Here is a 24,848-nt window from a genome sequence, read left to right as displayed (position 1 = left end):
TTGGCTATGCCGGAACCTTGATGACCGCGCGCAGCCCGCCGAGAGGGCTGTCCTCCAGACTGATGTCGCCGCCGTGGCTGCGGGCGATATCGCGCGCAATCGACAGGCCAAGCCCGGTGCCGCTGGCGTCGAGGTTGCGTGCCTCGTCGAGCCGCAGGAACGGCTTGAACACTTCTTCCCGCTTTTCGGGAGCGATGCCCGGCCCGTTGTCGTCGATGGTGACGGTGAGCGAGCCGCGGCCGTGGTTGGCGTGGACCTCGACGGTCTTTGCATAACGGAAGGCATTGCCGATGACGTTCGAAAGCAAACGGGCAAAGGCGTTCGGCCGCACATGCACGGTCGGATCCCCGGTCAGGGTCGTCGTGAGCTTGCACTTGCGCAGTTGCGCTTCCTCGCCCAGCTTCTGGAAATAGGTCTCGAGGTCGAAGCGGCCGGTGTCCTCCGCGGCTTCGCCACGGGCAAAGGCGAGATAGCCTTCCAGCATCGACTGCATGTCGTCGATGTCCTGGTTGAGCGCGGCCTTGGTCTCCGCCTTGCCGCCGGCCAGCGCCAGTTGCAGCTTGAAGCGGGTGAGGATGGTGCGAAGGTCGTGGCTGACCCCGGTCAGCATGGCGGTGCGCTGCTCGATCTGGCGTTCGATACGCTCACGCATCTGGATGAAGGCAAAGCCGGCGCGGCGGACTTCCTCGGCGCCGCGCGGGCGGAAATCGCGCGGCATCGGCCGGCCCTTGCCGAAGCTTTCAGCGGCCTCTGCGAGCGTCAGGATCGGCCTTATCTGATTGCGCAGGAAGGGGATGGCGATCATCAAAAGCACCAGCGAGGTGCCGACCATCCATATAAGGAAGATATGGGTGTTCGAGGCATAGGCCTGGCTGCGGCGCACGAAAACGCGCAGCACCTTGCCTTCAAGCTGGACACGAACCTCGACGACGTTGGAATTGCCGACCGTGTCGATCCAGAACGGACGGTTGATCTGCCTGGTGATCTCCGAGGACAAGGCCTCGTCGAGGATTGAGAAGAACGGTTTCGGGCCGGGAGGCGGCAGTGGATCCGGCGGCAGCAGATCCACCTTCAACTGCATTCGGTCCTGGGCGATACGGATGATGTTGGCGTAATCGGCGTCGTGCGGATAGGTCTCCATCATGTCGATGACGGCCGCTATGTCCGCGATCGTCGCCTGCGAGAGGCGCTGGGTGACCGTCTGCCAGTGGCGCTCCATGAAGACGAAGGCGACAACCGACTGCAAAAGGATCATCGGCGCGATCACGATGATCAGCGAGCGGGCATAGAGGCGCTTCGGCATGTAGAGCGCGACGAGCCGCCAGAACCGGTTCCAGGCGCGCGGCATCGCCCTCAGCGTTCGCGTCGCGAGATCGCCGAGGCCGCCTCCTTCAGGCTGTTCCAGTTGCGTGGTCGCCATTCGCCCTTCCGCCCGTCGATGGCCTGTTCAGCAAAGGGCCTTCGACGGTAACTTATTCCACGCTGAGCCGATACCCAATACCGCGCACCGTCTGAAGCCACACCGGATTGGACGGATCGCGCTCGATCTTGCGGCGCAGGCGGTTGATCTGCACGTCGATGGTGCGCTCGCCGACATCCGATTCATCGCCCACAAGCTCATGGCGCGGTATCGTCTCGCCCGCCCGCGCGGCGAAGATCGCCAGGATCTCCTGCTCGCGGTCAGTCAGCTTAAGCGCCTCGCCGCCGCGCTTCAACTCGCGCTTGGCGATCTGGAACGTGTAGGGCCCGAACACCAGTTGTTCCACCTTCGGCGTCGCCGCCGGGCCGCCTCGGCGCAGGATGTTGTTGATGCGCAGGATCAGTTCGCGCGGATCGAACGGCTTCGGCAGGTAGTCATCGGCGCCGGCTTCCAGCCCGGTGACGCGGCTGTCGGTCTCGGACAGCGCCGTCAGCATCAGGATCGGCACGTTCTTCTCGGCCCGCAGCGCCTTGGTGAGGTCGACGCCGGTCTCGCCGGGCATCATGACGTCGAGCACCAGAAGATCGAAGTCGAGACCGGCGAGCTTGCGCCTGGCCTCGCCGGAATTGCCGGCGACGGTGACGCGAAAGCCGTTCTCGGACAGATACTGCTTGAGCAGGTTGCGGATACGCGTGTCGTCATCGACGACCAGAAGATGCGGCGCGTCATCGTCGGGCGCGGCCGGATGATCGACCTTCTCAATGGTCTCCATGGTTCTTCCCCGATGTTTGCGCAGGCACAATGTCGATCTGCGCTCTTAGTTCCGGATTGACCATCGCCTCCAGGAATCGCTCGATCGTGGCGCGTTCGGTTGCTCCGGAATCCTCCAATGCCGCACGGATGCGGCGCGACTGTGGCCGCGCCAGGGCCAGGGCCAGGGCGCGGCCCTTGGCGGTCGGGTAGAGTTCGCGCTGCCGGCGGTCGCGCGGGCCCTGCACCTGGACGATGTGGTCGGTGTCGATCAACTGCTTCAAGACCCGAGCAAGGCTCTGCTTGGTGATCTTAAGAACGTCGAGCAACTCGGCGACGGTGAGGCCGGGCCTGCGATTGACGAAATGCAGCACACGGTGATGCGCGCGGCCGAAACCGTAATCGGCGAGGATCTGGTCCGGGTCGGAGGTGAAATCGCGATAGGCGAAGAAAAACAGTTCGATGATGGCGAAGTCGATGCCGTCCTCGTCCGTGATGGCCGTCCTGATCGGTTTTCCGGCTTCGGGGCTCGTCATCATTTCTCCATGCGAGAGGGTAATTATGTCAGTACTATTGACGTAATTTCGGGGCAATGATAATTTTTGACAAGCTTTTCGGCGGATTGCGAACGAAAAGGCAAGAGGAAGCCGTTTTTCCGGAACTTCCTGAGTTTGCCACGGATTGAATATCCGCCTACGCTTCCAAGCACTGGCGGGCGTTTCGGGTCCCTTGGCGGGCCGGCACGAAAGGCTATAAAACAAAGATTTGCGGGCGACCGCCCCGGGAGGTTTACATGGCATCCGTTCCTTTCGATCAATTGCAAGGCTTCATCTGGATGAACGGCGAGTTCGTCAGATGGGCGGACGCCAAGATTCATGTGCTGACCCACGGCCTGCACTATGCCAGCGCCGTCTTCGAGGGCGAGCGCGCCTATGGCGGCCAGATCTTCAAGCTGACCGAGCATAATGAGCGCTTGCATGAATCGGCGCGGCTCCTGGGCTTCAAGATTCCCTATCCGGTCGCGGAGATCGATGAGGCCTGCCGGACGCTTTTGAAGAAGCAGGGTTTCCAGGACGCCTATGTGCGGCCGATCGCATGGCGCGGCAGCGAGCAGATGGGCGTCTCGGCGCAGAGCAACCGCATCAATTGCGCCATCGCCATCTGGCAGTGGCCGAGCTATTTCGACCCGGCGCAGAAGCTCAAGGGCATCCGCCTCGACGTCGCCGAATGGCGCCGGCCAGATCCGCGCACCGCGCCGTCCAAGTCGAAGGCCGCCGGCCTCTACATGATCTGCACTCTGTCCAAGCATGCAGCAGAAGCCAAGGGCTATGCCGACGCCATGATGCTCGACTGGCGCGGCCAGGTTGCGGAAGCCACGGGCGCCAACATCTTCTTCGTTAAGGATGGCAAGATCCATACCCCCACGCCCGACTGTTTCCTCGACGGCATCACCCGCCGCACGGTGATCGGCCTGGCAAAGGACCGCGGTTTCGAAGTGGTCGAGCGCGCCATCATGCCGGAAGAACTCGAAGGTTTTGAGCAGTGTTTCCTCACCGGCACCGCCGCCGAGGTGACGCCGGTTTCGGAGATCGGTCCATACCGATTCGAGGTCGGTGAGATCGCCAAGACATTGATGAACGACTATTCCGCTGCAGTGCAACCAAAACACGCCATCGCCGCAGAATAGCGATAGTCACAGCTTTTTTGTACAACAAGGGCGGTTTTCGGGCCGCCCTTTTTATTTAAGCCTGCACGCATTTGACTTTCGAACGGTTCGGCGTCTCATGATGGTGTCGGCCCCTAGAGGCAGGCGGCTATGGAGGGACTAGTTACATGGACAGCAACACGATTATTCAGATCGTCGTACAGGTGATTGCCGGCGTTATCGGTGGACAGGCGGTCGGAGCGGCGCTGAAACAGGCGGCGATGGGCCAGCTCACCAGGATCCTCGGCGGCGCGATCGGCGGGGTCGGCGGCGCGGCCATCCTTGGCAGCCTGATGGGTGGCGGCGGAGTCGACGCCGCGGCCGCGGCGGGCGGAATCGGCAGCGCCCTCGATCTGAAGAACCTTCTCGGCGGCGTCGGCGGCGGCGCCATCCTGACCGGCATCATCGGCGCGGTCATGAACGCGATGAAGAAATAAAGCCCCTCGCTTCAAGCTTTCAAATGGGCGGCTTCGGCCGCCCATTTCGTTTCGGGATATTTGTGCCCGCCAGCAGTGGACGGCGTTTGCCCGCCTGTCTACATCAGGGCGACAATCGGAGCGGTTCGAATTAGTCCTGCCCGAGAAAGGAAAGTCATGGGTCAGCTCAACGCCGGCATCGTGCCGGTCACGCCCTTCCAGCAGAACTGCACCATTCTCTTCGATATGGACGACAAGAACGGCGTCGTCGTCGATCCCGGCGGCGATGTCGACAAGATACTGTCGGTGCTGAAGGACAATGCCATCAATGCCGGCGCGATCTGGATCACGCACGGTCATATCGACCATGCCGGCGGCGCTATGGATTTGAAGGAAGCGCTGGGCGTCGACATTGTCGGTCCGCACGCGGCCGACAAGATGTTGCTCGACAATCTCGAGAACCAGGGCAGGCGCTACGGCATCGCCGGCGTGCGAAATTGCGTACCGGACCGTTTCCTGGCCGAAGGCGAGACGGTGTCGTTCGGCAATCATGTGTTCGAGGTGCTGCATTGCCCGGGGCATGCGCCGGGCCATGTGGTCTACTACAATCGCGCGGCCAAATTCGCGCATGTCGGGGACGTGCTGTTCCGCGGCTCGATCGGGCGCACCGACCTGCCCGGCGGCGACCACGCCGCGCTGATCGCTTCGATTAAAAACAAGCTTCTGCCACTCGGCGACGATGTCGGCTTCATCTGCGGCCATGGCCCGGGCAGCCGTTTTGGCGACGAGCGGCGAACCAATCCGTTTCTGACCTAGGCTGTGTCGATGGTCAGGTGATGCCGGCCTACCGGCACAGCCATCGTTGGCACGTGCTTCAAAAAGAAAAGCGCCGCTGGAGGCGGCGCTTTTATCCGGGGCAGGGAACCCTGGGTTTTCTTAGTTCGCGACGCAGAAATGCTGGGCGCCGTCATTGCCGGTGAAGGTGCCGGTCCGCGAATTGAAGGTGCGGTAGCGGTCCGAGCAATACTCATACCAGCCGCGGGTCCACGGCTCGGCGTAGCGATCGGCATAGACGACGCGCGGCTGCTGCACGTAATAGCGGCGCACCGGCCGATCGACATAGTAGTCGTCACCATAGGCGGGTTCGTAGTAGCGCGGCCCGGGGTTGCTGAGCGCGCTGCCGATCAGGGCGCCCGCCGCGAGGCCGACAACGCCGGCGGCGAGAGCATCACCACCACCGTGGCTGTGATGATGGCGCCAGCGCCAGTCATTAGCATTGGCCGCCGAGAAGGTGGCCAAGGTGGTCGCGGCAATGCCAACGCTCAGGATGGCGGTCTTGAGAAAACGGTTCATTTTCGGTCTCCTTCGCGCCGGCCCGCGCATTTCGCGGGGATGCGGACCGGCTTTAGCAAAGGTTAATAGAAGACCGTGGCTGAACGGAGGCTGAACGGAACTCGGGGGCAACGATTTTTCGTGACGGCCAGCTAAAGGCTTGGGCGCAGCCCAATACCGGGCGGGAGCGGTCCCACCCGAAAAGCCTCCGTCGCATCCGTCGTGAGCCGGCTCAGCCGATCGACAGATTGACGGCCTTCGGACCTTTGCCGCGCTTGTCCGGCTCGGTGTCGAATGTCACTTTCTGCCCATCCTCAAGACCGGGAAGGCCCGACGCCTGCACGGCCGAAATGTGGACGAAGACATCCTTCGCGCCATCGTCGGGCGTGATGAAGCCGAAGCCCTTGGCATGGTTGAAGAATTTGACGGTGCCGGTCTGCGGCATGGGAAACTCCTTTGATCCCATCAAGGCAAGTCTCGGGCCGGCAAACTGCCCGAGAGGAAATTTGTCCTTTATTTTAGCGCTATCGGCAAGAGAAAGTTTTCGCCTGCCGATCCAAGGATTTGGGCACAAAAAAGGCGCGACGGTTCGGTCGCGCCTTCGAAATTTCGAGCCTGTCCGGAAGCCCGTACATGATCCTGCCAAATCATCGCGTACGCAAGGACAGGCGGTTGCGCCGATCAGGCGGCGCGCAGGTTGACCGCCTTCGGGCCCTTGCCCATGCGGTCCGGCTCGACGTCGAAGGTGACCTTCTGGCCGTCGACCAGCGTGCGCAGGCCGGATGCCTCGATCGCCGAAATGTGGACGAACACATCCTTGGCGCCACCGTCCGGCGTGATGAAGCCGAAGCCTTTGGTGGCATTGAAGAACTTTACGGTACCGGTCTGGGCCATTGGGGAAACTCCTTCACCCGTGTCAGTCTTTGTGGTTCGCCCGCTGCCTCGCGCCTTGGGCAAATCTCGGTGGTTGCTTCGGCGGTCATGCATTCGCGCATGGTCAAACCCCCCGCCGAAAAACGGGGCTGTCAGAGATTCACACTTATCGGGGAAAGGTCGTCCAAAACGTTCCGCTCTCCGGGTCGCAAATGCCCGAACATGATTTTTATTACACGGAAACGTGATGGTTGCAAGACGACGCTCGCGGGCGGCTTGCGGCGCGTCCAACGCTGCGGGTCTCGATAGACCCGGCTCCATCGGCGGTCATCGGCCAGAGGCGGGCCAAGCATGGGCCAAGGCTTTCAGACGCAGTCATTCATCCTGCCGGCATGGAGCCGGATAGGGGAGAGACACATGCGTTGCTTCAAGATCTCCTGGGAGAGACTACCACATCGTCGGCGACGAGCTTTGCTTAGCCCGCATCCATCTCCAACCGTGGAGATGCATGCGGCCTCCATGATGCTTAGCCTTGAATCTCTTGCCCGTATGGCTTAGGTCCGGCGGACCAACAAATACGGCAGGTTTCCCATTAACAGAGATCAAAGAAGAGCGGCAAACGCGGGCGGCAGGCCAAGTGCCTCGGCGAGCCCGCTCGACCCGTATGTGCAAAAGGCGCTGCAACTGCACCAGGCGGGGCGCCGCCAGGAGGCCGAGGGACTCTACCGGCAGGTGTTGGGGCAGCAGCCCAACCATGCCGCCGCGCTGCATTTCCTTGGATTGCTGCTGCATCAGACCGGCAGGAGCGAGGAGGGGCTCGATCTCATCGAGAAGTCGGTGACCTTGCAGCCCGGTAACGCCGACTTCCTCAACAATATGGGCACGGTCATGCGCGATCTCGGGCGCGTCGCCGCCGCGATCGATTTCTTCCGTGGGGCGGTGGATATCCGGCCGGACCAGCTGGCCGCACGCGACAATCTCGGCTCGTCGCTGAAGCAACTTGGCCAGTTCGACGCGGCCGAGGAGATCTATCGTGGCACCATCGGCCGCAACCCGTTCCATGTCCGCGCGCGCATCGGCCTTGCCGAGACGCTGCAGGAAGCGGGGCGGCTGGATGAGGCGATAGCGCTGTTCCGGGAGGCGCTGTCGATCCGGCCGAAGGACGCCGAACTGCTTTACGGGCTGGGCGTCGCGATGATGGAGAAAGGCAAGCTCGACGAGGCGGCCGATCTCGCCCGCCAGGCAGTGGCGATCGCGCCCAGCATGGCGAGGGCCTGGCTACTGCTAACGCAGGTCAAGCGCCAGACCGAGCGCGACAAGGAGCTTTCCGGCATGGAGGCCGAGCATGCCAAGGCGCCGGAGGGCAGCCTGGCGCGCATGCAGCTCTCGTTTGGCCTGGGCAAGGTCAATGACGACCTCAAGGACTATGGCCGCGCCTTCGACTATTTCGCCGAGGGCAACGCCATCCGCCGCCAGGCCATCGACTACGATCCGGTCAGGACGCGCGGCGAATTCGAGGCGATGAAGACGGTCTTCGACGAGGCCTTCTTCGAGAAGCACAGGCCAAGCGACATTTCCGACGACACGCCGATTTTCGTCGTCGGCATGCCGCGCTCCGGCACGACGCTGGTCGAGCAGATCATCGCCAGCCATCCGCAGGTCTATGGCGCAGGCGAATTGAACATCCTGAAGACGGCTGTCGGCAAGCAGTTTCCGATGAGCATGCCGGGCGGCTTCCCCGCCGGGATAGCCGACATGCCCGACAAGGCATTCGCCGAAGCCGGTCAGGCCTATCTCGACATGCTGCATACCCGCTATCCAGGCTACCGCCATGTCACCGACAAGATGCCGGGCAACTTCCTTCTGGTCGGCTTCCTGCACATGATGCTGCCGAAGGCGAAGATCGTCCATTGCGCGCGCGATGCGGCGGCCACGTGCCTGTCGATCTTCAAGGTGCATTTCCGCGGCGACAGCCACCGCTATGGCTACGACCTCGGCGAGCTCGCGGATTTCCATAACCTTTACACCGACATCATGGCGCATTGGCACAAGGTGCTGCCGGGCGTCGTGCACGATGTGCGCTATGAGGATTTCGTCGCCGACCAGGAAGGGCAGACACGGGCGCTGATGGCTTATCTCGGCCTGCCTTGGGACGACAAAGTGCTGTCGTTCCACGAGACAGACCGGCCGGTGCGTACGGCCTCGGCGGCGCAGGTGCGCCAGCCGATGTATCAGGGCTCGGTCGATCTTTGGAAGCGATATGGGGATCGGCTGAAGCCACTGCTGGACAAGCTGGGCTGAACCATCATGCCGAAGCCTTGCGCTGGTCGGCTTGAGATTTCTGTTCGTAGCACAGGAAGACGTTGCCGTTGCTGAAGGCCTGCGAGCGCGTCAGCTTCATCGCAAGCCGGTTGCCCATGCCTTCGAACATCGTCCTGCCGGCGCCAAGCACGACCGGGACGATGACGAACTGGTACTCATCGATCAAATTCTCTCCAGCCAACTGGGCGACGAGATTGCCGCTTCCCAGAATCGTCATGTGATTGCCCGGCTGCTGCTTCAGTTCCCAAAGCTTGGCGACGGGCCCGTTCTTGACCAACTCGGTGTTGTTCCAGCCCGCAGTGTCGAGCGTAGTGGAAAACACGACCTTTGGCATGGCGTTCATGCGTTCGGCGACCACCGGTGCGATCTGGGCGGCCATCGGCGTCGGCCAGAACTGGATCATTAGGTCATAGGTGACGCGGCCCAGAACCAGCATCCCGCCGCCCTTGGCATTGTCGGCGACGAAAGCGTTCCATTCCGGATCCTGGCTATGAGCCCAGTCCATGGCGCCATGCCCGTCGGTAAAATAGCCGTCAAGCGATATGCTGTTGAATACGATCAGCTTGCGCATAAGTCGGTCCTAATTTTAAGAGACGAAGACGAGTCACGCGTCTGGTGTTGGCGCGGGGCGTGGAGTGATCGGTCCCATGTAAGCCTATAGCTCCACGAACGGCTGGAAGCCGCCGAAGATCATGCGCTTGCCGTCAAATGGCATGGCAGACCAGTCCATCTTGAGGCGCTCATCGGCCATTACCTTGGCCATGACCGCGTCGCGGCCCTGCCTTGATTCATAGACCACCCAGGCGAAGATGACGATCTCGTCGTCCGTTGCCTGCACGGCGCGCGGGAACGAGGTCAGCTCGCCATACGGCACGTCGTCGCCGACGCACTCGACGTAAGCTAGTGCGCCGTGCTCCATCCAGATGGTGCCGGCGTTCTCGGCCATCTTCTTGTAATCATCGAGTTTTGCCTGCGGCACGGCAAGTACGAAACCATCGACATAAGACATGATGAGCTCTCCTTTGTTGAGAAACGAGCGCCGGGTCGGCGGGGAACGACCCGGCGCGAGTGAGCGCGTCATCCATCGGGGCGACGCCTGCTCGCTAGGAGATTCACTTCACCGGCGCGTTCATCGCCCAGGAGACGCCGAAGGGATCCTTCACCTGGCCCCAGCGGTCGCCCCAGAACATCACCTGCAGCGGGGTGACGACCTCGCAGCCGGCATCGACCGCGCGCTTCCACCAGGCGTCGATGTCCTCGCTGCCGAGATGGAACTGCAGCGTATAGCCCTGCGCCGCCTGGTGCGGATGGCCGTGTTCCGGATAGGCATCGCCCAGCATCAGCGTCGAGCCGTTGACGTGAAGATGGACGTGCATGGTGCGGCCCTTGTCGTCCGGCGGATAGGCAAACACTTCCTCCGCGCCGAAAGCCTGCTTGTAGAATTCGGCGGCCTTGATGGCGCCGTCGACCTGCAGGTAAGGGGTCAATCCGCCAAGGACCTTGGCGCGGGGCGGGGTCTGGTCGTTCATTCTCGTGTTCCTCTTCACGGGTTGATCCGGCTTGCCGCCCAAGGACGGACGAACCGGCGGCGATCCTACATGCCTCCCGAAAATTTCTTAAAGGGCCACTTTCCGGCAACCCGGGCTGCCGGAGAACAGTCGCATTGGATGTGCCACCCCTATGTGACCTTCGCCGAGAAAGTGGCGGTGCAGCGGCTTTCGCGCGTTTGGAAAATCTCCGGAAAGCCGATGTCCTTGCGCAACTCGGCAGGCGGCGAAAGCAGGATGCGCTCGCCGCTGTGACGGGCGCGCGCCGCCGCATAGCGGTTGGCAAGGCGCCCGATGGATGACAGTACCGACATGATGTCTCTCCCTGGTTGATGCCGGCATCATTGTGTCGGCATCCCAAGGATGAGGCGGCTACAGGCGATCCGACAGATCGCCCCGATCCTTTTCAGAACACCGACGCGGCCAGCGCGGTGTCGTAATACTCCACCATCTCGATGATCTCGCCGTCGCGGACCGTCCAGAAGTTGGCGGTGCGCATGATGAAGTCCTCGCCGGTGGCACGCCGCGTCATGTGGATCTCGACTTGCGCGGCGACCTTGTCGCCGCCGTCGATGATCTCGACCGGGACGAAGTGCCGGTATTCGAAATCATCGTCGAGCGCCAGGAGCCGGGCGAGGAACTCCTGCTTGCCGTGCGCGGTGCCGGCATGGCGCGATTGCCGGGGATCGGCAATCCAGCGGAACACGACATCCTCGGCGCAATGCACGAGCGCGCCCTCGATGTCACGGTCCGCATAGCTTTGATAGAGATCGCTGACGATATCCACTGCACGCATGGCCCGTTCCTCCATGGCTTGGCAATTCAAGATGCTCCTTTTTTAGCGGATGTGAAAGTACTGCCGAGCCGGCGGCACTGGCCCGGCAGATGTATCGTCACTCAGTTCGGTGTCTCGGCCACCGAGCGGAAGAATTCCTCCGGATCGTCGACTTCGATCAGCCGCCGCCTGTCGATCAGCCAGAAGCGGTTGCCGACGGCGCGGATGAAGGAGCGGTCATGCGAGGCAAGCAGGCAGCTCGCCTGATGCGTCAGCAATTCGTCCTCCAGCGCTTCCTGGCCGTCGATGTCGAGATGGTTGGTCGGCTCGTCGAGCAGATAGAAATTGGGATGGATGAGCCTGAGCACCAGCATCATCAGCCTGGACTTCTGTCCGCCGGACAGCGCGCCGATCTTCCTCTGCTGCATCTCGATCGCGACGCCGGCGCCGGCGAGCAGCGAGCGGGCGCGCTGCTCGCCGATCTCGAAGCGGCGCGAGAGCATCGCAAGCGGCATGTCGTCGCCATCGATGCCGGACAGCGCCTGATCGCCGTAACCGAGCACCGTTGACGGCGTCACCTTGATGTTCGCGACCGAACCCGGCTCGGCGACGGCGTCGCGGATCATCGCGATGAAGCGCGTCTTGCCGACGCCGTTGCGGCCGAGCAGCACGATGCGATCGCCCTGGCAGATGTGGCGCTTGCCGGTCCTGAACAGCAGCGTGCCGTCAGGCGTTTCCACCGCCGCGTCTTCCAGCGTGATCAGCACCTTGGCGTGCGTGCCGCGGTTGGCCAGCTTGATTGCGCCGGCCGAACGCTCGCGATGCGCTTGGACGGCCGCATGCTCCAGTCTTTCCGCCCGCTCCTTGAGCTGCTTGGTCTTCACCGTCAAAAGGTCGCTGCCGGAATTGATGCCGATGTTGTTGAGCTTGGCTGCCTGTTTGCGCAGTTGCTGGGCGATCTTCATGTCGCGCTCGAACTTGCGCGCCGTCGAGGCGTCGAGTTCGTCGAGCGCCTGCCTGGCCCGGGAATAGGGCAGCGCGAACACCGGCGACTCTTCCGGACGCAGGAACAGCGTGCGGTTGGTGGTGGTGTCGAGGAAGGCGCGATCGTGGCTGGCGATGATCACCGGTACGTCGCGCGGCAGCGCGTTGAGCCAAGTTTCCAGCTGATTGATCCTGGCGAGGTCGAGGTGATTGGTCGGCTCGTCGAGCAGAAGCACGTCGGGATCGGTGACCCACACCCGGGCAATCAGCACGAGCCGCTGCCAGCCGCCGCTCAATGCGACTATCGGCCGGTTGCGCATCTCTTCGGGCACGTCGATCGAATCCAGCACCACGTCGACGCGCCAGAACTCGCTGTCGCGCTGCTCGGGCGGTAAGGCATCGGCGACGGCGTCATGGAAGCCGAGGTCGAGCAATGCGTCGGGGACGGATTGCTCGACATGGCCGACACGCAGGCCGCGCGACCGGGTGATGTCGCCGGTCGTGGGTTCGAATTCACCGGCCAGGCATCTGAGCAAGGTTGACTTGCCACGGCCGTTGGCGGCGACGATGCCCAGCCGGTCGCCGGTGCCGATGGTGAGGTCGAGATTGGAAAAAAGCGGCGCACTCATGGTGACGCCGAGGGATTTGAGGCTGATCAGGGCCATGTCGATTTCTCTGGTCTTGCCGACGCTTGTAGGAGCATGATCTTTCCCGGAAACCGGTTCCCACTTTTCGGGATCATGCTCTAGCGGCTCATTGCACTTTGACGGTGCGCCGACCGGCCATCAGGCCAAGTTCAGCGACACCACGAAGGGCAGACCAAAAATCGAAGCGGGAAAACCCGGACCGTCCTGGTCAGCCCTGCAAGCAAGCTCGCAGGGCGCAAATCGGGCCACGCCGATAATGGTGATAAAAATACACGCGGCCCTCCTTTCCAGAGTTCGAGTTGGGGATTGGGTACACCGGGGGAGGGGCGGTGGCAAGACCTCAATCTGCTTTGGCAAAGGATGGTCGGAAAGGCGTCGCCAAGTTATCTTGCGCCCGTGGGCGACATCGACCAGAATTCACTCGAGCGAATATTGGATCCCCTAACGGATTGCGCCTGATGCACAGCAAAGAACCACTCTATCGCCGAGTAAACACGCGGACCCATGGCGTTCGCCATGGAGGCAGCGACTACAAGTTTTCCCGGCACATAAAGAAACAGAACAGGACAAGCCGGGGCTCGATGCACGCCGAAAAACAGCATGGTCTCGACTACACGCCGCTGTTTAAATTTCTTCTATCCAAAGTTGGTCAGGACTGGGCTGACGTCCATAGCCGGGCGGTAGCGCGGCTGGATCGGCAAGATCCGATCTTTTGGATGGTCGCTCTCAACGAGGCTGAAAAGAAACCGTTCGTTCGCGTTGGAGAAAATTCATACTACAGCGGCCTGTATGTCGACGAGGACAATCGCTTAGCGCTCGTCGATCCGGGCCTCAAGCTGGAAGACATGAAGCCGAGTTGTTCTTGCTGTACGCACACATTCAACGGGCTTCCATTCACCGGAGAATATGAGCCGGGGTAAGATTACTGCCCCGGCCGCCCGGTCTTGCCCGGCCGTCGTTTCTGGCGACGCTCGTCGCCCGGGTCTTCGTAGGAGCCGATGCCGGCGCGCTGGCGAACGATCGGCTTGCTGGAATCGTCGCCTTCCTTCGCGCCCCCTTCAGTCTTGCCCGACATCTCGCCCCCTGTGGGGGAGATCGGCTTTGGCTTCGCCGGCACCTTTCCTTCGACGGGTTTTTCCGTCCGGCGCACCGTCATCTCGTCGAGCGAGTTCTTCCTGAACAGGGGCTTGGTGCGATCGCCGGGAACGCCAAAATCGGAACCATGCGCTTCCTGCGCGCTCTGCTTCTTGAACAGCGAGCGCGACACCGCGCCCGCCGGCGTCGTCATGTCCGTGCCAGGACCCATGTCGTCGATCGACGGCTTGGCGAAGAGCGGCTTCTTCACCGGGACAGCGCCGTCCGCGCCCATCTCGTCGAGATGCGGCTTGCGGAAGAGGTTGGGCCGGGCGGCCTTGGCCGCCTCTTCGGCGGCGCGCGCTTCGTCGAGCTGGCGGAAACGCTCCTGCTCCTCGGCAGTACGATGCTTGGCCACGCCCTTGTTGTGCTTGCCCTTTTCGCGGCCTGAGGCTGGACTTTGGCTCTCCACCTCGCGCGCCAGCGGGTCGTCCGAAATGGCAAGCTCCATCTCGCGCAGCCGCTTGATCTCGTCGCGGACGCGCGCGGCCTTCTCGAAATCGAGATTGGCGGCGGCGTCGCGCATCTGCTTGTCCAGAGCCTCGAGATGGGTCTTCAGATTGTTGCCCATCATGGCGCCGGCATCGTCGGTGAACTGCGAGATGTCGGCGCGCACGTGATCCTTCTCGTAGACCGAGTCGAGGATGTCGGCGATGCGCGACTTGACCGATTCCGGCGTGATGCCGTTGGCGGTGTTCCACTCCATCTGCTTCTCGCGGCGGCGATTGGTCTCCGCCATCGCGCGCTCCATCGAGCCGGTGATCTGGTCGGCGTAGAGGATGACCTTGCCGTCGACGTTGCGGGCGGCGCGACCGATGGTCTGGATCAGCGAGGTTTCGGAACGCAGGAAACCTTCCTTGTCGGCATCGAGGATGGCAACGAAACCGCATTCGGGAATGTCGAGGCCCTCGCGCAGCAGGTTGATGCCAACCAGCACGTCGAAGGCACCGAGGCGCAGGTCGCGCAGGATCTCGATGCGCTCCAGCGTGTCGATGTCGGAATGCATGTAGCGGACTCGGATGCCGTTCTCATGCAGATATTCGGTCAGGTCCTCGGCCATGCGCTTGGTCAGCACGGTGACCAGCGTGCGGTAGCCGGCCCGGGTGGTGTCGCGGATCTCGCCGACGACATCGTCCACCTGGCTCTTGGCCGGGCGCACCTCGACAGGCGGATCGATCAACCCGGTCGGGCGGATGACCTGCTCGGCGAAGACGCCGCCGGACTGCTCCATCTCCCAGTTGCCGGGCGTCGCCGAAACCGCGACCGAAAGCGGGCGCATGGCGTCCCATTCCTCGAAGCGCAGCGGCCGGTTGTCCATGCAGGAGGGCAGGCGGAAACCATACTCGGCAAGCGTGGCCTTGCGGCGGAAGTCGCCGCGATACATGCCGCCGATCTGCGGCACGGTGACGTGGCTCTCGTCGATGAAGATCAGCGCATTGTCCGGCACATATTCGAACAAGGTCGGGGGCGGATCGCCCGGCTGGCGGCCGGTGAGGTACCGGGAATAGTTCTCGATGCCGGCGCAGGAACCGGTCGCCTCCAACATTTCCAGATCGAAGCGCGTGCGCTGTTCAAGGCGCTGCGCCTCCAAGAGACGCCCAGCTTTTTCAAGCTCTTGCAGGCGATGCTTGAGCTCTTCCTTGATCGACTTGATGGCTTGATTCAAGGTCGGGCGCGGCGTCACATAGTGCGAATTGGCGTAGATCTTGACGCTCTTCAGCTCGCCGGTCTTCTGCCCGGTCAGCGGATCGAATTCGGTGATCGACTCGATCTCGTCGCCGAACATCGAGATGCGCCAGGCGCGGTCTTCCAGGTGGGCCGGAAAGATCTCAATCGTGTCGCCGCGAACGCGAAAAGACCCGCGCACGAAGTTGATGTCCTGGCGCTTGTATTGCTGTGCGACTAGGTCGGCGAGCAGGGAGCGCTGGTCGAGCCGGTCTCCGACCTGCATCTGGAAGGTCATCGCCGTATAGGTCTCGACCGAGCCGATACCGTAGATGCAGGACACCGAGGCGACGATGATGACGTCGTCTCGCTCCAGCAGCGAGCGCGTCGCGGAGTGGCGCATGCGGTCGATCTGCTCGTTGATCGAGGATTCCTTCTCGATGTAGGTGTCGGTGCGCGGAACGTAGGCTTCCGGCTGGTAATAGTCGTAGTAGGAGACGAAATACTCGACCGCGTTCTCCGGGAAGAATTTCTTGAATTCGGCATAGAGCTGCGCGGCCAGCGTCTTGTTGGGCGCCAGGATCAAGGCAGGGCGCTGCGTCTCCTCGATCACCTTGGCCATGGTGAAGGTCTTGCCCGAGCCGGTGACGCCGAGCAGCACCTGGGTGCGGTCGTTCCGCTCGACGCCTTCGACAAGGTCCTTGATGGCGGTCGGCTGGTCGCCGGCCGGCTCGAAATCCGACACCATCTTGATGGCGATGCCGCCTTCCGACTTTTCCGGCCGTGCAGGACGGTGCGGCGTCCAGAGCTGGCCGTCCTTGTGCAGCGGATTGCCGGATTCGATCAGCGCCGACAGCGCCGCGACGGTCGCGGTGACGCCGCTGGACGAAACCTGTTCGGCGTCCTCCAGGCTGATGTCGAGACCGGCCACCGGGTTAAGGCCGGCTGCCGCGCGTTCCTTGGCCGAAGCCGCGCCGCCCATCGAGGTGCCGCGCGCCGTGCGCCCAGGCGCGGACGAGCGTTCGGGTATCTTCTTCGGCGCCTTCGCCTTTGGCTGCTTCTCCGCCTCGCGTTCGATCTGCCCGGCCCAATCGGAGATCGAGCCGGTCAACGGCGCACCGGAAAACTCCGCCTGCGGCGCCTCGGCAAGGCCGCCGGGATTCAACGGCTCGGCAGCGTCGAGGAAGTCGGTGAGCGGACTGCGCCGCTTCGGCGCGCCGTCTTGCGAAGGCGTCTTCTTGTCAGGATGTCTGGCCATGGCCCAAATATGGGTGGACTCGGCCGAAATGGGAAGAGCCGAGTGAACGGGCGCCGACCGCGCGCGGACGCTGCTGACAGAAGGCTGTCAGGAGCGGCGTCATGATCTGGTTAGCCGGGAACTGTCGGCATCCGCGACCGCGGCAAGTGCCGCGGCGACAGCGGCAGCATGGCGGGCTTTCGGTCCGTTCACCGGCCAGACCAGACGGCGCGTGATGGTCAATGCTGGAATCTCGCGGGCAATCTCGACGAGCTGACCGGAGCGGAAATGCTCCCGTAGCACCAGTTCGCTTGCAAGCAACGCGCCCATGCCGGAAATCGCAGCCTGCGCGGCCAGCACGGTCAAGGGGAAACGCGGTCCATGGTCGATGTTCTTGCGCTGGCGGCCGGCGGCGGTGAACCAGTTTGCCCATGTGGGGTAGACATCGTCGCCCATAGTCTGATCGATATGCAGCAGAGGCAGGCGGTCCAGCGCCGTGGCGGTGTCGGAACGGTTCCCGATCAATGCCGGGGCGCAAGCCGGGACCACCCTTTCGGTGAAGAGGTCGGCCGATGCGAGGTCCCTGGCCGAGCTCTTCCGGTAGCTGATGGCGAGGTCGATACCTTCCTCCAGCATCGAGTCCAACGCGATCGACATGACGATGCGCACGTCCAGCCTGCCGAGCGCCGCACGAACCCTGTCAAGGCGTGGCGCCAGCCAAAGCGACGAGAAAGAGGGGTCTGCCGTGATGGTGAAGGTGTGGGCGCGGCGCTCGAAACGCAGCCGCCGCAGCCCTGAGGCCAGCGCGTCGAAGCCACGGTCGATGTCGGGCAGCGCCGCTTCGGCGATACGCGTGAGCGCGATGCCGTTGCCCTCGCGCCTGACCAGTTTGACGCCAAGCCGGTCCTCCAACTGCCGCAACTGATGGCCGACAGCGCCTGGCGTGACGCCGAGCTCGTCGGCGGCGCGCGTAAGACTGCCGGTGCGCGCGGCGGCGGCCAGCGCCCGCAAGGCCGACAGGGGGAGGTCGCGAAGGAGTGTCATGGATTGAGTTTACCTCAAAGCCTGAGAAAGCAAACTCGTTTGCTGGTTTGATTGGCTCGGACCTAGTCTCGTTGAAGACAACTCAATCCAGGAAAGCCATCGCAATGCTCGATACGCACACCCAGTCCGTCTTCTCCGGTAAGGCTCTAGCGACACCGCGCTCGTTGCGATCGATGCGTAACGAAGGGACACGCATCACGATCGAATTCGATGACGGCAGTGCCGGCCGCCTCTCCACGCGCTGGCTGCGGCTCGCCTGCGAATGCGAGATATGCGGCGACACGGCTTCGGGGAAGCGCTGGCTGACGCCGGCGGACGTTCCCGCCGATATGCGGGCAGCGTCGATCGTAATCTCGTCGGATGGGATGATGGACGTGGCCTGGCCGGATGGCCATGTCTCGCGCTTCGCGACGGGCTTTCTGGCTGCCCATGCCGGGCAGACCGGCGATTCCGGTGCGCCGCGCTTCCGGCCGAAACTGTGGAACAGAGATCTCTCCGGGCTGCTCGGCCGCTTTGCCTTCGATGCCGTGGTCGAGGACGATGAAGCGCTGTTCCGCTCGCTGCGCGCCTTGCGCGACCACGGCATCGCCATGCTGACCGGCGTGCCGGCCGAGCCCGAGGCGACGCTGCGTGTCGCCGGCCGCTATGGTCCCGTACGCGAGACGAGCTACGGCAAGGTTTTCGATCTCATCTCACGACCCGACGCGCGGGTGGCAGGAGAGACGGCACGGGCGCAGATCCCGCACACGGACGAGCCGTTCCGCTATTCGCCGCCGGGCTTCATCTTCTTCCATGCCATCAGGACCGGCGCCGGCAGCGGCGGCACATCGTTGATGGTCGACGGCTTTCAGGTCGCCGAATTGATGCGCAGGAACACGCCGGAACTCTTCGATGTGCTGACCAGGCATGGCGTGACGTTCCATCGCGAGCACGCCGGTGACGTGTTCTTCAGCGCCGAGGCGCATGTGATCAGCCTCGACGCGAGCGGCGCCGTCACCGGCATCCGCTACAACGACCGCTGCCTGGCGCCGCAGGCGGGATCGGTCGAGGCGGTCGACGGTCTGATCGAAGCACTGGCCGAGTTGACGCGGCTGATCTGCGATCCTGCGAACCAGTTCCAGCACCAGCTCAAGCCCGGTGAGGTGCTGGTGTTCGACAATCAGCGGGTCCTGCACGGGCGCAGCGAATTCGATCCGACGCTGGCCGTCCGGCACCTTAGAAGCTGCAATCTCGACCGCGATGGCGTCCACAGCGCCTTCCGCACCCTGGCGCGGCGCTTCGCGCCGGGTGAGGCGGAGGCGGTGCTTTACCAGGGGGCAATTCTCTGAAAGCCACGATCGCTACGGGGTTGCGTTCCTCGCCCACGCATGGCGGGGGGAGGCTCCAGTCCCGCGATGTCTCAGTTGAACCACAGCGCGAACGTCAAGAATCCGGCGCCGCCGAACTGGCGCTGGATCTGGTCGAAACCGTCGCTGCTGAGGATCTTGCCGCTTTCGAGATAGGGTGCGATGCCGGGCCCAGTGATCGAGAGCACGAGGTCGAAGGGTTTGGGCTCGTCGAAGAAGCGCTTCATGTTTATGCCCTTGCCGGTGATGCGGAAATGCGGCAGCAGGGTGCGGCCTTCGAGAAGATCCTCGGCCACGGTCAATGTGGCGAGCCAAGCCTGCACCTGTTGCTGGCCGACCTCAAGGCCGGTCAGCGGGTTGACGCCCTTCTGCTGCGGCCCCGGCAGCCATTCGCGGTCGTTGTCGGTCTCCGCCAGGATCGATTTCCAATCCTCGCGCGACAGCCGGATCATTTCCAGCAGGTGGCGGCGCGCGGCCTGACGGCGCTCCGGTTCGACGACGGGCCAGTTGATGAGATGCACGAGAGATATGAAGTCGGCGAAGCGCCATTCGGAGGTGAAGATGTTGCCGTTCATGCCGCCGTCCGGCGGTACGAGCGTATCCTGCAATGGCAGTTTCGCCCGAGGGAACAGCATGTGGAAGGAGCCGTCGAACATGGCCCTGAAGTCGTGCGCCAGCCAGAAATCGGCCTGCGCCATTAGGAACTCGGCGTAGCCTTGCAGCCAGAATCCGTCGGCGCGGTCGAAGCGGAAGGTCAGTGAGGGCGCGCCGTTGCTCGTTTCGATACCGCCGCGCGAGAGGGAGGCCATGATCGCGGCGAAGCTTTCTTCGGGCGCGATCGTGCCGTCCTCGTTGAGATCGATACCGGCGCGGGTAAGGTCGACGACCATGCCGATGTCGGCGCTGGCTGGCACCGAGCCCAGCGTAACGGCGGATTTTTCCAGCCGGTCGCGGAAGGCGACGAGGATGGCGCGGAATTGTTCATAGGTCAGCGGTTGCGGGTTGGGATTCTCCGGCACGGGCAGTTGCATCAACGGCAGCATGAAGGATTTGGGGCTCTCGAAACCGTGGCGATGCAGGCCGGCGGCGAGGAGCTCCAGTGCCGTGAAGAATTCGCCGGCGCCAGCCGCATAGGCCGATGCCGGATCCCCGGCCGCTGCCGCCTCAAGCGTCAACAGCGCCGTGTCCCGCTCGGCCACGGTCTTGGCCTCGAACAAGGATCTGGCTGCGTCCGGCATCTCCGCCCAGGCGAGAGACGCCGGCAGGAACACCGACAGGGCGGCGGCAAAGACTGTCTTGAGCATCGTCATCATCGTCCTCCACTCGCGTGATGGGACGAGCATACACGTATTTTGGTCAGCCGGAGATGTCCGCTGAGGATCGCTCGGTGGCCGGCTTCAACCGGCCCGTCAGACAGTCTACACAGGGCAAAACTGGACGTGCCCGTGTCGAATTATCCGCTTTCCTACAAGTTGTCGTGGTTGCCGCGTCTGCTGAGACCATCGCTTGGCGGCGACAAAGGCGGCTTCGCGGCGCCGGCGACGACGCTGATCGATCCGCTGCCGATCAAGACGGCGCGGCTGGCTTTCGTCGGCGATATTTCGGCGGTCGCCAATCGCGATACGCCTGAATGCGACCCGACGATCGCAGCGCTGCTTTCATCGGCCGATCTGGTGATCGGCAATTGCGAAAGCCCGATCGTCGACAGTCCACGCGCGACCATCGGCACGCTACTCGGTATGCGTCATGCGATGAGCGAGCGTTTCTTGGCCGATGCGCTTGCAGCCGCCGGCATCGCGCGCGACAGGCTCGTGCTGTCCCTGGCCAACAATCATGTGCTCGACCAGGGGGTTGGCGGTTTCGAGGAAACGCTCGTCTCGCTGAGGCGACTCGGGATCCGTACCATCGGCACGGTTGCCGGCGGTCCGGTCCAGCTTCATGCGGCCGGATCGCTGAAGATCGGCTTTGCGGCCTTCACGCTCTGGCGCAATGCCGCAGCCGTTGCGTTTGAACAACGCATCTCCATGTGTGGCGATCCCGCCAAATGGCCGCGCGAGGTTGTCTCCGGCATCGACCTGACCTGCGCCGTGCCCCACTGGGACTGGGAGTTCCGGCATTTTCCAAGGCCGGCGACGCGGGCACTGGCGAGGCGGCTGGCGGATCACGGTGTAAAGCTGATCGTGGGGCATCACGCTCATGTCGTGCAGCCGGTCGAGCGTGTCGGCGATAGCGTCATTGTCCACGGCCTTGGTGATTTCCTCGGCACATCCCTTGCCAGGCAGCCATGGCCCGGCCGCATCGGTTCGATCCTAACCGTCGATGTCAGCGCCGATGCCGCCACACGCGGCATTATCGCGGCTTACAGGCTGCATTTCTTCGCGCGCCTCGCTGCCCAAGGCCATGAACGGCTGGTGCCGGTGGACGCGCTGGACGGGGCGCTCAGGCGGCGGGTTGCAGCGCGGCTTGGGGCGATTTTTCCCGCCTTGGGGAGATAAGGTGAGCGCCGGCGGCTTTCGACCAAAGGCGCCATCATGAGCAATGTCCTGGCGAGGGCCGGGAGTGGCCGTGGAAGCAGCGGATTTCATGCCGAGCGAGCGATGATCACGGGCACCAGGCGGCTGGAAAGGCCTCAGCAGTCGAAGCCGTATTGGGCGCGCATGTGATCGGCTTCATCCTTGGACATCTTCTTGAACATCACGCAGACGGTGAAGCTGCCGACCTGATGGCCGTTCCTAGTATAGCCCCAGTCGGAAATATCGTCCCTGGTGAATTCGATGTTCTGGCCGAGGACCACATTGCGGACGACCTCCGGCTCGTTCGCCAATATGCCGACGAAGCCGGTCTCAGTCCGCTTGAAGGGGATGACCCAGAAATGCTCCGTCGCATTGCCGTCGGCGATCATCACCTTCAGCTTGAACCTGCCTGTTCCCGGCGGCGGAGTATCGGACAGAGCCAGGAATTCATCCAGGCTGGATCGCGCCTTCTCGATCGCCGCCGCCATCTCTGCGTCGTCGGAGGCGATCATCATGGCCTTGCCGTCGCTTTGCGCCCGGGCATGCAAAGGAGCGAGCGCCAGCAGCAGGCACAGCGCGATACGAATGGCAATTGTCAAGACACCCCCCAACCCAGGCGAATGCATTATCTTGCTGTAATATCTCGGCATTATCAATCTGGCTGCGGCTCGCCGCCGTCGCTGCTGAAGCCACCAAAGGTTGTGACCGCCGACGAGCAAGGCGTGTCGATGATCAGGTGAGGCCGGACTGACCTGCCTCTCGTCACCCCTTGGACAGGCCTACAGCCCAGTCAGACCGGCCAGCCAGTTCGCCGAGCGCTTCGCCGCGTCAACCGTCGCGCCGGCGGCGCGGGTGAGATCGGTCTTGACCACGGCATAGCCGGCCTTGGTGCGGTAAAGCACGGCGCGGCCGCCATCGACCGACCCGTAGAAGGCCACGGGCTTCGCTGCTTCCGTTTCGCTGGCGGTCACCGCTCCACCGACGGGGGCGCTCGGGCGATGGTCGAGCTCGGGCGGCAGCGGGGCGATGGTTTCGACAGCGCGGTTCCTGGGCTTCAGATCCGGCGTGGAGGCTTTCGCGGCAAGCTCGGACGACGTGGCCGAGCCCTTGACGCGGCAGATGCCTGAAACCAGCGGATAGTTGAAATTGCGCTGGTGCAGCATCTGGCTCTTCATCGCCGCCTCGCAGTCGGCGATCGTCGCCCATTTGGCCGGCGTCTCGCCGATATATTCGCACAGCTTGGCGTCGCAGTCGCAGCCGACGATGGTCATGGCGACAAGGGCGGTCTTGATCACGGTCTTGTCCCTTCGAAATTGCTTCCCAACACCGTCTGCATCAATCCATGCTGAACAAGGCGGGATTTGGCCGCGATTGTGAAATGTGGATGACGGGAAGTTTCCGCAGGTTGCCCAGTCGGCGACTGTGACCGAAATGCCTCTGTAGCGGAAGCCTTGGAGGTGCGGCGCCGGCAAGGCCAACGAGGCGGACAGATCCCAAAAGGACAGTCGGCGCTGGGATTTCTCCCAGCGCCTCCCTGTCAGATCAGGACCCGGTCAAGGCAGCAACTCCAGTAAAGTCGTCGCGCCAGGCCGGCCTTGATTTTGACGGTCCTGCCAGTCGCCGCCCGAGGGCAGCGCCCGTTCCAGACCACGCCGATCTCCACCCTTGCGGGCTTCGCCCAGCGTGCCATCGAAGGTTTTTCCCGGCCTTCATGGCAGCATCGGTCCGCCGTCGGCGTTAGCACGCTTTCCGCGGCACCCGTAGGTCTCGGCATCCGTCCCTCCAACAGGCGAACCTGCTCTCGTTCCGGGCCGTACGGGCCTCAGGAAATCCGCCTTGCGCTTTTGCCTTTCGGCTGGGCGTTCGGTAGCCGCCTGAGATGGGTTGAATCTACGCCGCGTAAGGGGTTTGGGGAACAACGGCATGCCTGTGGATAGCGGGATTATCGGGGACCAACGGCAAAAGCGTCGGAACCCGCTAGCCGAACCCCTTAGACAGCCTGCCCCGCTTTTTCTGTGACCCTGGACGCTTGAGCCTTGCCCCGTCGCCTGGTCCGCGTTTCAATGCCGGCAAAGGAGTTTGGGCCGACGACGGACTTTGGGCGCCAGCGCCGACTCCACCGCGCATAGTGCGCGATTGCCTCGGGGGAGGTCGGCTTGAAGGTCGGGGTGGTTCTCAATCCGATTGCCGGAGGCGGCAGGCTCAAGCGGCATTGGGCGGAGGTGGCGGCGTCGCTCGCCAGGAATTTCGGAGATTTCGACCTGCGCGAGACGCAAGGCGGCGGCGATGCCGAGCGGCTGGCTATCGACCTTGCCGCCGGCGGATGCGACCTGGTGATCGCGGCAGGCGGCGACGGCACCGCCAGCGAGGTGGCCGACGGGCTGCTTCAGGCAGAGCAGGAGACCGGCCGCGCAAGCGCGCTGGGGCTTTTGCCGTGCGGCACCGGCATCGACTTCGCGCGCGGGCTCGGCCTGCCACGTGGCATCGACGCCACGCTCAAGCGGATCGCCGATGCCGAGGGCCGGAAGATCGACGTCGGCCGCATCTGCTACATCGACGACCACGGCGCGCTGGCCAGCCGTCACTTCATCAACATCGCCAGTCTGGGTCTGTCCGGCGCGACGGATCGCGCCGTCAATGCCGACAAGCGAAAGGGCCGGGTGTCGGCCAAGGCGCTGTTCTTCTGGCGCACCGTCACGGAATTCATCCGCTACCGTTTCCAGGACGTCAGGATCACCATCGACGACGGCGAGCCGATCGAGGCGCGCGTGGCTTTGGTGGCGGTGGCCAACGGCAAATTCTTCGGCGGTGGGATGATGATCGCTCCGGACGCCGAACTCACCGACGGCCAGTTCGACATCGTAATCCTGCGCGCCGCCGGCAAGCTCGGCCTGATAAGGGACATCCGCCTGCTCTATGGTGGCCGGCATCGCAACCATCCGGCAATCACCATCCTGCGTGGCCGCAAGGTGCTGGTCGAGCCGTTGGGCGATATCGAGAAGAATGGCGCGCTGGTCGACATAGACGGTGAGTCGCCAGGCAGGATTCCGGCGACCTTCGAGATCCTGCCCGGCGCGCTGACGCTGAGAGGTTGAACCAACCGGCTGAGGGTTTGATTCAGCGAGCGCGGTCAGTTGA

At 63.3% G+C, this 24,848-nt stretch carries 25 protein-coding genes; 8 read left to right on the top strand and 17 right to left on the bottom strand.

Annotated features, from left to right (window positions below; translation table 11 throughout):
• Positions 1–4 precede the first annotated feature (4 nt).
• The 3 genes from ACR64R_RS14815 to ACR64R_RS14805 are packed head-to-tail and all read right to left on the bottom strand — an operon-like array spanning position 5 to position 2,709.
• A complete protein-coding gene (locus tag ACR64R_RS14815) occupies positions 5–1,420 on the bottom strand; it encodes an ATP-binding protein (protein WP_487362350.1) in 1,416 nt (471 codons plus the stop codon).
• Between the two features lie 52 nt (positions 1,421–1,472).
• The gene (locus tag ACR64R_RS14810; RefSeq protein ID WP_487362349.1) at positions 1,473–2,192 is read right to left on the bottom strand and encodes a response regulator; all 720 of its coding nucleotides are present in this window, start codon (positions 2,190–2,192) and stop codon (positions 1,473–1,475) included.
• Positions 2,179–2,709, bottom strand: a complete 531-nt coding sequence (locus ACR64R_RS14805) for a MarR family winged helix-turn-helix transcriptional regulator (protein WP_487362348.1) — start codon at positions 2,707–2,709, stop codon at positions 2,179–2,181. The genes ACR64R_RS14810 and ACR64R_RS14805 overlap by 14 nt, the downstream gene beginning before the upstream one ends.
• A gap of 254 nt (positions 2,710–2,963) precedes the next feature.
• On the opposite strand from ACR64R_RS14805, the gene ACR64R_RS14800 reads away from it, so the two are divergent.
• From ACR64R_RS14800 to ACR64R_RS14790, 3 genes are all read left to right on the top strand, one after another.
• Complete coding sequence (locus tag ACR64R_RS14800) at positions 2,964–3,857, top strand: branched-chain amino acid aminotransferase (protein ID WP_487362347.1); 894 nt, start codon at positions 2,964–2,966, stop codon at positions 3,855–3,857.
• A gap of 146 nt (positions 3,858–4,003) precedes the next feature.
• Positions 4,004–4,312 carry a hypothetical protein gene (locus ACR64R_RS14795; RefSeq protein ID WP_487362346.1) on the top strand — a complete coding sequence of 103 codons (309 nt, stop codon included), beginning with the start codon at positions 4,004–4,006 and terminating at the stop codon, positions 4,310–4,312.
• Positions 4,313–4,468: 156 nt separating this feature from the next.
• Complete coding sequence (locus ACR64R_RS14790) at positions 4,469–5,107, top strand: MBL fold metallo-hydrolase (protein ID WP_487362345.1); 639 nt, start codon at positions 4,469–4,471, stop codon at positions 5,105–5,107.
• 120 nt (positions 5,108–5,227) lie between these two features.
• Here ACR64R_RS14790 and ACR64R_RS14785 read toward each other — a convergent pair whose 3' ends face one another.
• The 3 genes from ACR64R_RS14785 to ACR64R_RS14775 form a co-directional block, all read right to left on the bottom strand.
• Positions 5,228–5,644 carry a BA14K family protein gene (locus tag ACR64R_RS14785; protein WP_487362344.1) on the bottom strand — a complete coding sequence of 139 codons (417 nt, stop codon included), beginning with the start codon at positions 5,642–5,644 and terminating at the stop codon, positions 5,228–5,230.
• Positions 5,645–5,855: 211 nt separating this feature from the next.
• On the bottom strand, positions 5,856–6,068 hold the full coding sequence (locus ACR64R_RS14780; protein WP_006202521.1) for a cold-shock protein: 213 nt from the start codon (positions 6,066–6,068) through the stop codon (positions 5,856–5,858).
• 236 nt (positions 6,069–6,304) lie between these two features.
• A complete protein-coding gene (locus ACR64R_RS14775) occupies positions 6,305–6,517 on the bottom strand; it encodes a cold-shock protein (protein WP_006202520.1) in 213 nt (70 codons plus the stop codon).
• 645 nt (positions 6,518–7,162) lie between these two features.
• Here ACR64R_RS14775 and ACR64R_RS14770 point away from each other — a divergent pair.
• Positions 7,163–8,797, top strand: a complete 1,635-nt coding sequence (locus ACR64R_RS14770) for a tetratricopeptide repeat-containing sulfotransferase family protein (RefSeq protein ID WP_487362343.1) — start codon at positions 7,163–7,165, stop codon at positions 8,795–8,797.
• Between the two features lie 4 nt (positions 8,798–8,801).
• On the opposite strand, the gene ACR64R_RS14765 is transcribed toward ACR64R_RS14770, so the two are convergent.
• From ACR64R_RS14765 to ACR64R_RS14740, 6 genes are all read right to left on the bottom strand, one after another.
• Complete coding sequence (locus ACR64R_RS14765) at positions 8,802–9,389, bottom strand: dihydrofolate reductase family protein (protein ID WP_487362342.1); 588 nt, start codon at positions 9,387–9,389, stop codon at positions 8,802–8,804.
• A gap of 84 nt (positions 9,390–9,473) precedes the next feature.
• Positions 9,474–9,827, bottom strand: a complete 354-nt coding sequence (locus ACR64R_RS14760) for a DUF1428 domain-containing protein (RefSeq protein WP_487362341.1) — start codon at positions 9,825–9,827, stop codon at positions 9,474–9,476.
• A gap of 103 nt (positions 9,828–9,930) precedes the next feature.
• On the bottom strand, positions 9,931–10,347 hold the full coding sequence (locus ACR64R_RS14755) for a VOC family protein (RefSeq protein WP_487362340.1): 417 nt from the start codon (positions 10,345–10,347) through the stop codon (positions 9,931–9,933).
• A gap of 149 nt (positions 10,348–10,496) precedes the next feature.
• Complete coding sequence (locus ACR64R_RS14750) at positions 10,497–10,679, bottom strand: hypothetical protein (RefSeq protein WP_487362339.1); 183 nt, start codon at positions 10,677–10,679, stop codon at positions 10,497–10,499.
• Between the two features lie 92 nt (positions 10,680–10,771).
• Positions 10,772–11,161, bottom strand: coding sequence for a nuclear transport factor 2 family protein (locus ACR64R_RS14745; RefSeq protein ID WP_487362338.1), 390 nt, complete (start codon positions 11,159–11,161; stop codon positions 10,772–10,774).
• 101 nt (positions 11,162–11,262) lie between these two features.
• Positions 11,263–12,789 carry an ABC-F family ATP-binding cassette domain-containing protein gene (locus ACR64R_RS14740; RefSeq protein ID WP_487362337.1) on the bottom strand — a complete coding sequence of 509 codons (1,527 nt, stop codon included), beginning with the start codon at positions 12,787–12,789 and terminating at the stop codon, positions 11,263–11,265.
• Positions 12,790–13,229: 440 nt separating this feature from the next.
• Here ACR64R_RS14740 and ACR64R_RS14735 point away from each other — a divergent pair, with 440 nt between their 5' ends.
• Positions 13,230–13,691, top strand: coding sequence for a hypothetical protein (locus ACR64R_RS14735; RefSeq protein ID WP_487362336.1), 462 nt, complete (start codon positions 13,230–13,232; stop codon positions 13,689–13,691).
• 2 nt (positions 13,692–13,693) lie between these two features.
• Here the strand turns inward: ACR64R_RS14735 and uvrB are convergent, their stop codons facing one another.
• Together uvrB and ACR64R_RS14725 are read right to left on the bottom strand one after the other, a co-directional pair.
• Positions 13,694–16,828, bottom strand: coding sequence for an excinuclease ABC subunit UvrB (gene uvrB, locus ACR64R_RS14730; RefSeq protein WP_487362335.1), 3,135 nt, complete (start codon positions 16,826–16,828; stop codon positions 13,694–13,696).
• A 99-nt stretch (positions 16,829–16,927) separates the two neighbouring features.
• Positions 16,928–17,851, bottom strand: a complete 924-nt coding sequence (locus ACR64R_RS14725) for a LysR substrate-binding domain-containing protein (RefSeq protein WP_487362334.1) — start codon at positions 17,849–17,851, stop codon at positions 16,928–16,930.
• Between the two features lie 104 nt (positions 17,852–17,955).
• Between ACR64R_RS14725 and ACR64R_RS14720 the strand changes: the two genes are divergently transcribed.
• Entirely contained in the window at positions 17,956–19,179 is a 1,224-nt protein-coding gene (locus ACR64R_RS14720) for a clavaminate synthase family protein (protein WP_487362333.1), read from the top strand.
• A 71-nt stretch (positions 19,180–19,250) separates the two neighbouring features.
• On the opposite strand, the gene ACR64R_RS14715 is transcribed toward ACR64R_RS14720, so the two are convergent.
• A complete protein-coding gene (locus ACR64R_RS14715) occupies positions 19,251–20,501 on the bottom strand; it encodes a hypothetical protein (RefSeq protein ID WP_487362443.1) in 1,251 nt (416 codons plus the stop codon).
• Between the two features lie 141 nt (positions 20,502–20,642).
• Here ACR64R_RS14715 and ACR64R_RS14710 point away from each other — a divergent pair, with 141 nt between their 5' ends.
• Positions 20,643–21,692 carry a CapA family protein gene (locus ACR64R_RS14710; RefSeq protein ID WP_487362332.1) on the top strand — a complete coding sequence of 350 codons (1,050 nt, stop codon included), beginning with the start codon at positions 20,643–20,645 and terminating at the stop codon, positions 21,690–21,692.
• Between the two features lie 134 nt (positions 21,693–21,826).
• Here ACR64R_RS14710 and ACR64R_RS14705 read toward each other — a convergent pair whose 3' ends face one another.
• Positions 21,827–22,309, bottom strand: coding sequence for a YegJ family protein (locus tag ACR64R_RS14705; RefSeq protein ID WP_487362331.1), 483 nt, complete (start codon positions 22,307–22,309; stop codon positions 21,827–21,829).
• 180 nt (positions 22,310–22,489) lie between these two features.
• Entirely contained in the window at positions 22,490–23,005 is a 516-nt protein-coding gene (locus ACR64R_RS14700) for a hypothetical protein (protein WP_487362330.1), read from the bottom strand.
• 861 nt (positions 23,006–23,866) lie between these two features.
• On the opposite strand from ACR64R_RS14700, the gene ACR64R_RS14695 reads away from it, so the two are divergent.
• Positions 23,867–24,805 carry a diacylglycerol/lipid kinase family protein gene (locus ACR64R_RS14695; protein ID WP_487362329.1) on the top strand — a complete coding sequence of 313 codons (939 nt, stop codon included), beginning with the start codon at positions 23,867–23,869 and terminating at the stop codon, positions 24,803–24,805.
• Positions 24,806–24,848 lie beyond the last annotated feature (43 nt).

It is taken from the genome of Mesorhizobium sp. MC2-1-1, assembly GCF_057597255.1.
Note: the sequence above shows the minus strand (reverse complement) of the source record. Positions and strands in the feature narration are given on the sequence as shown.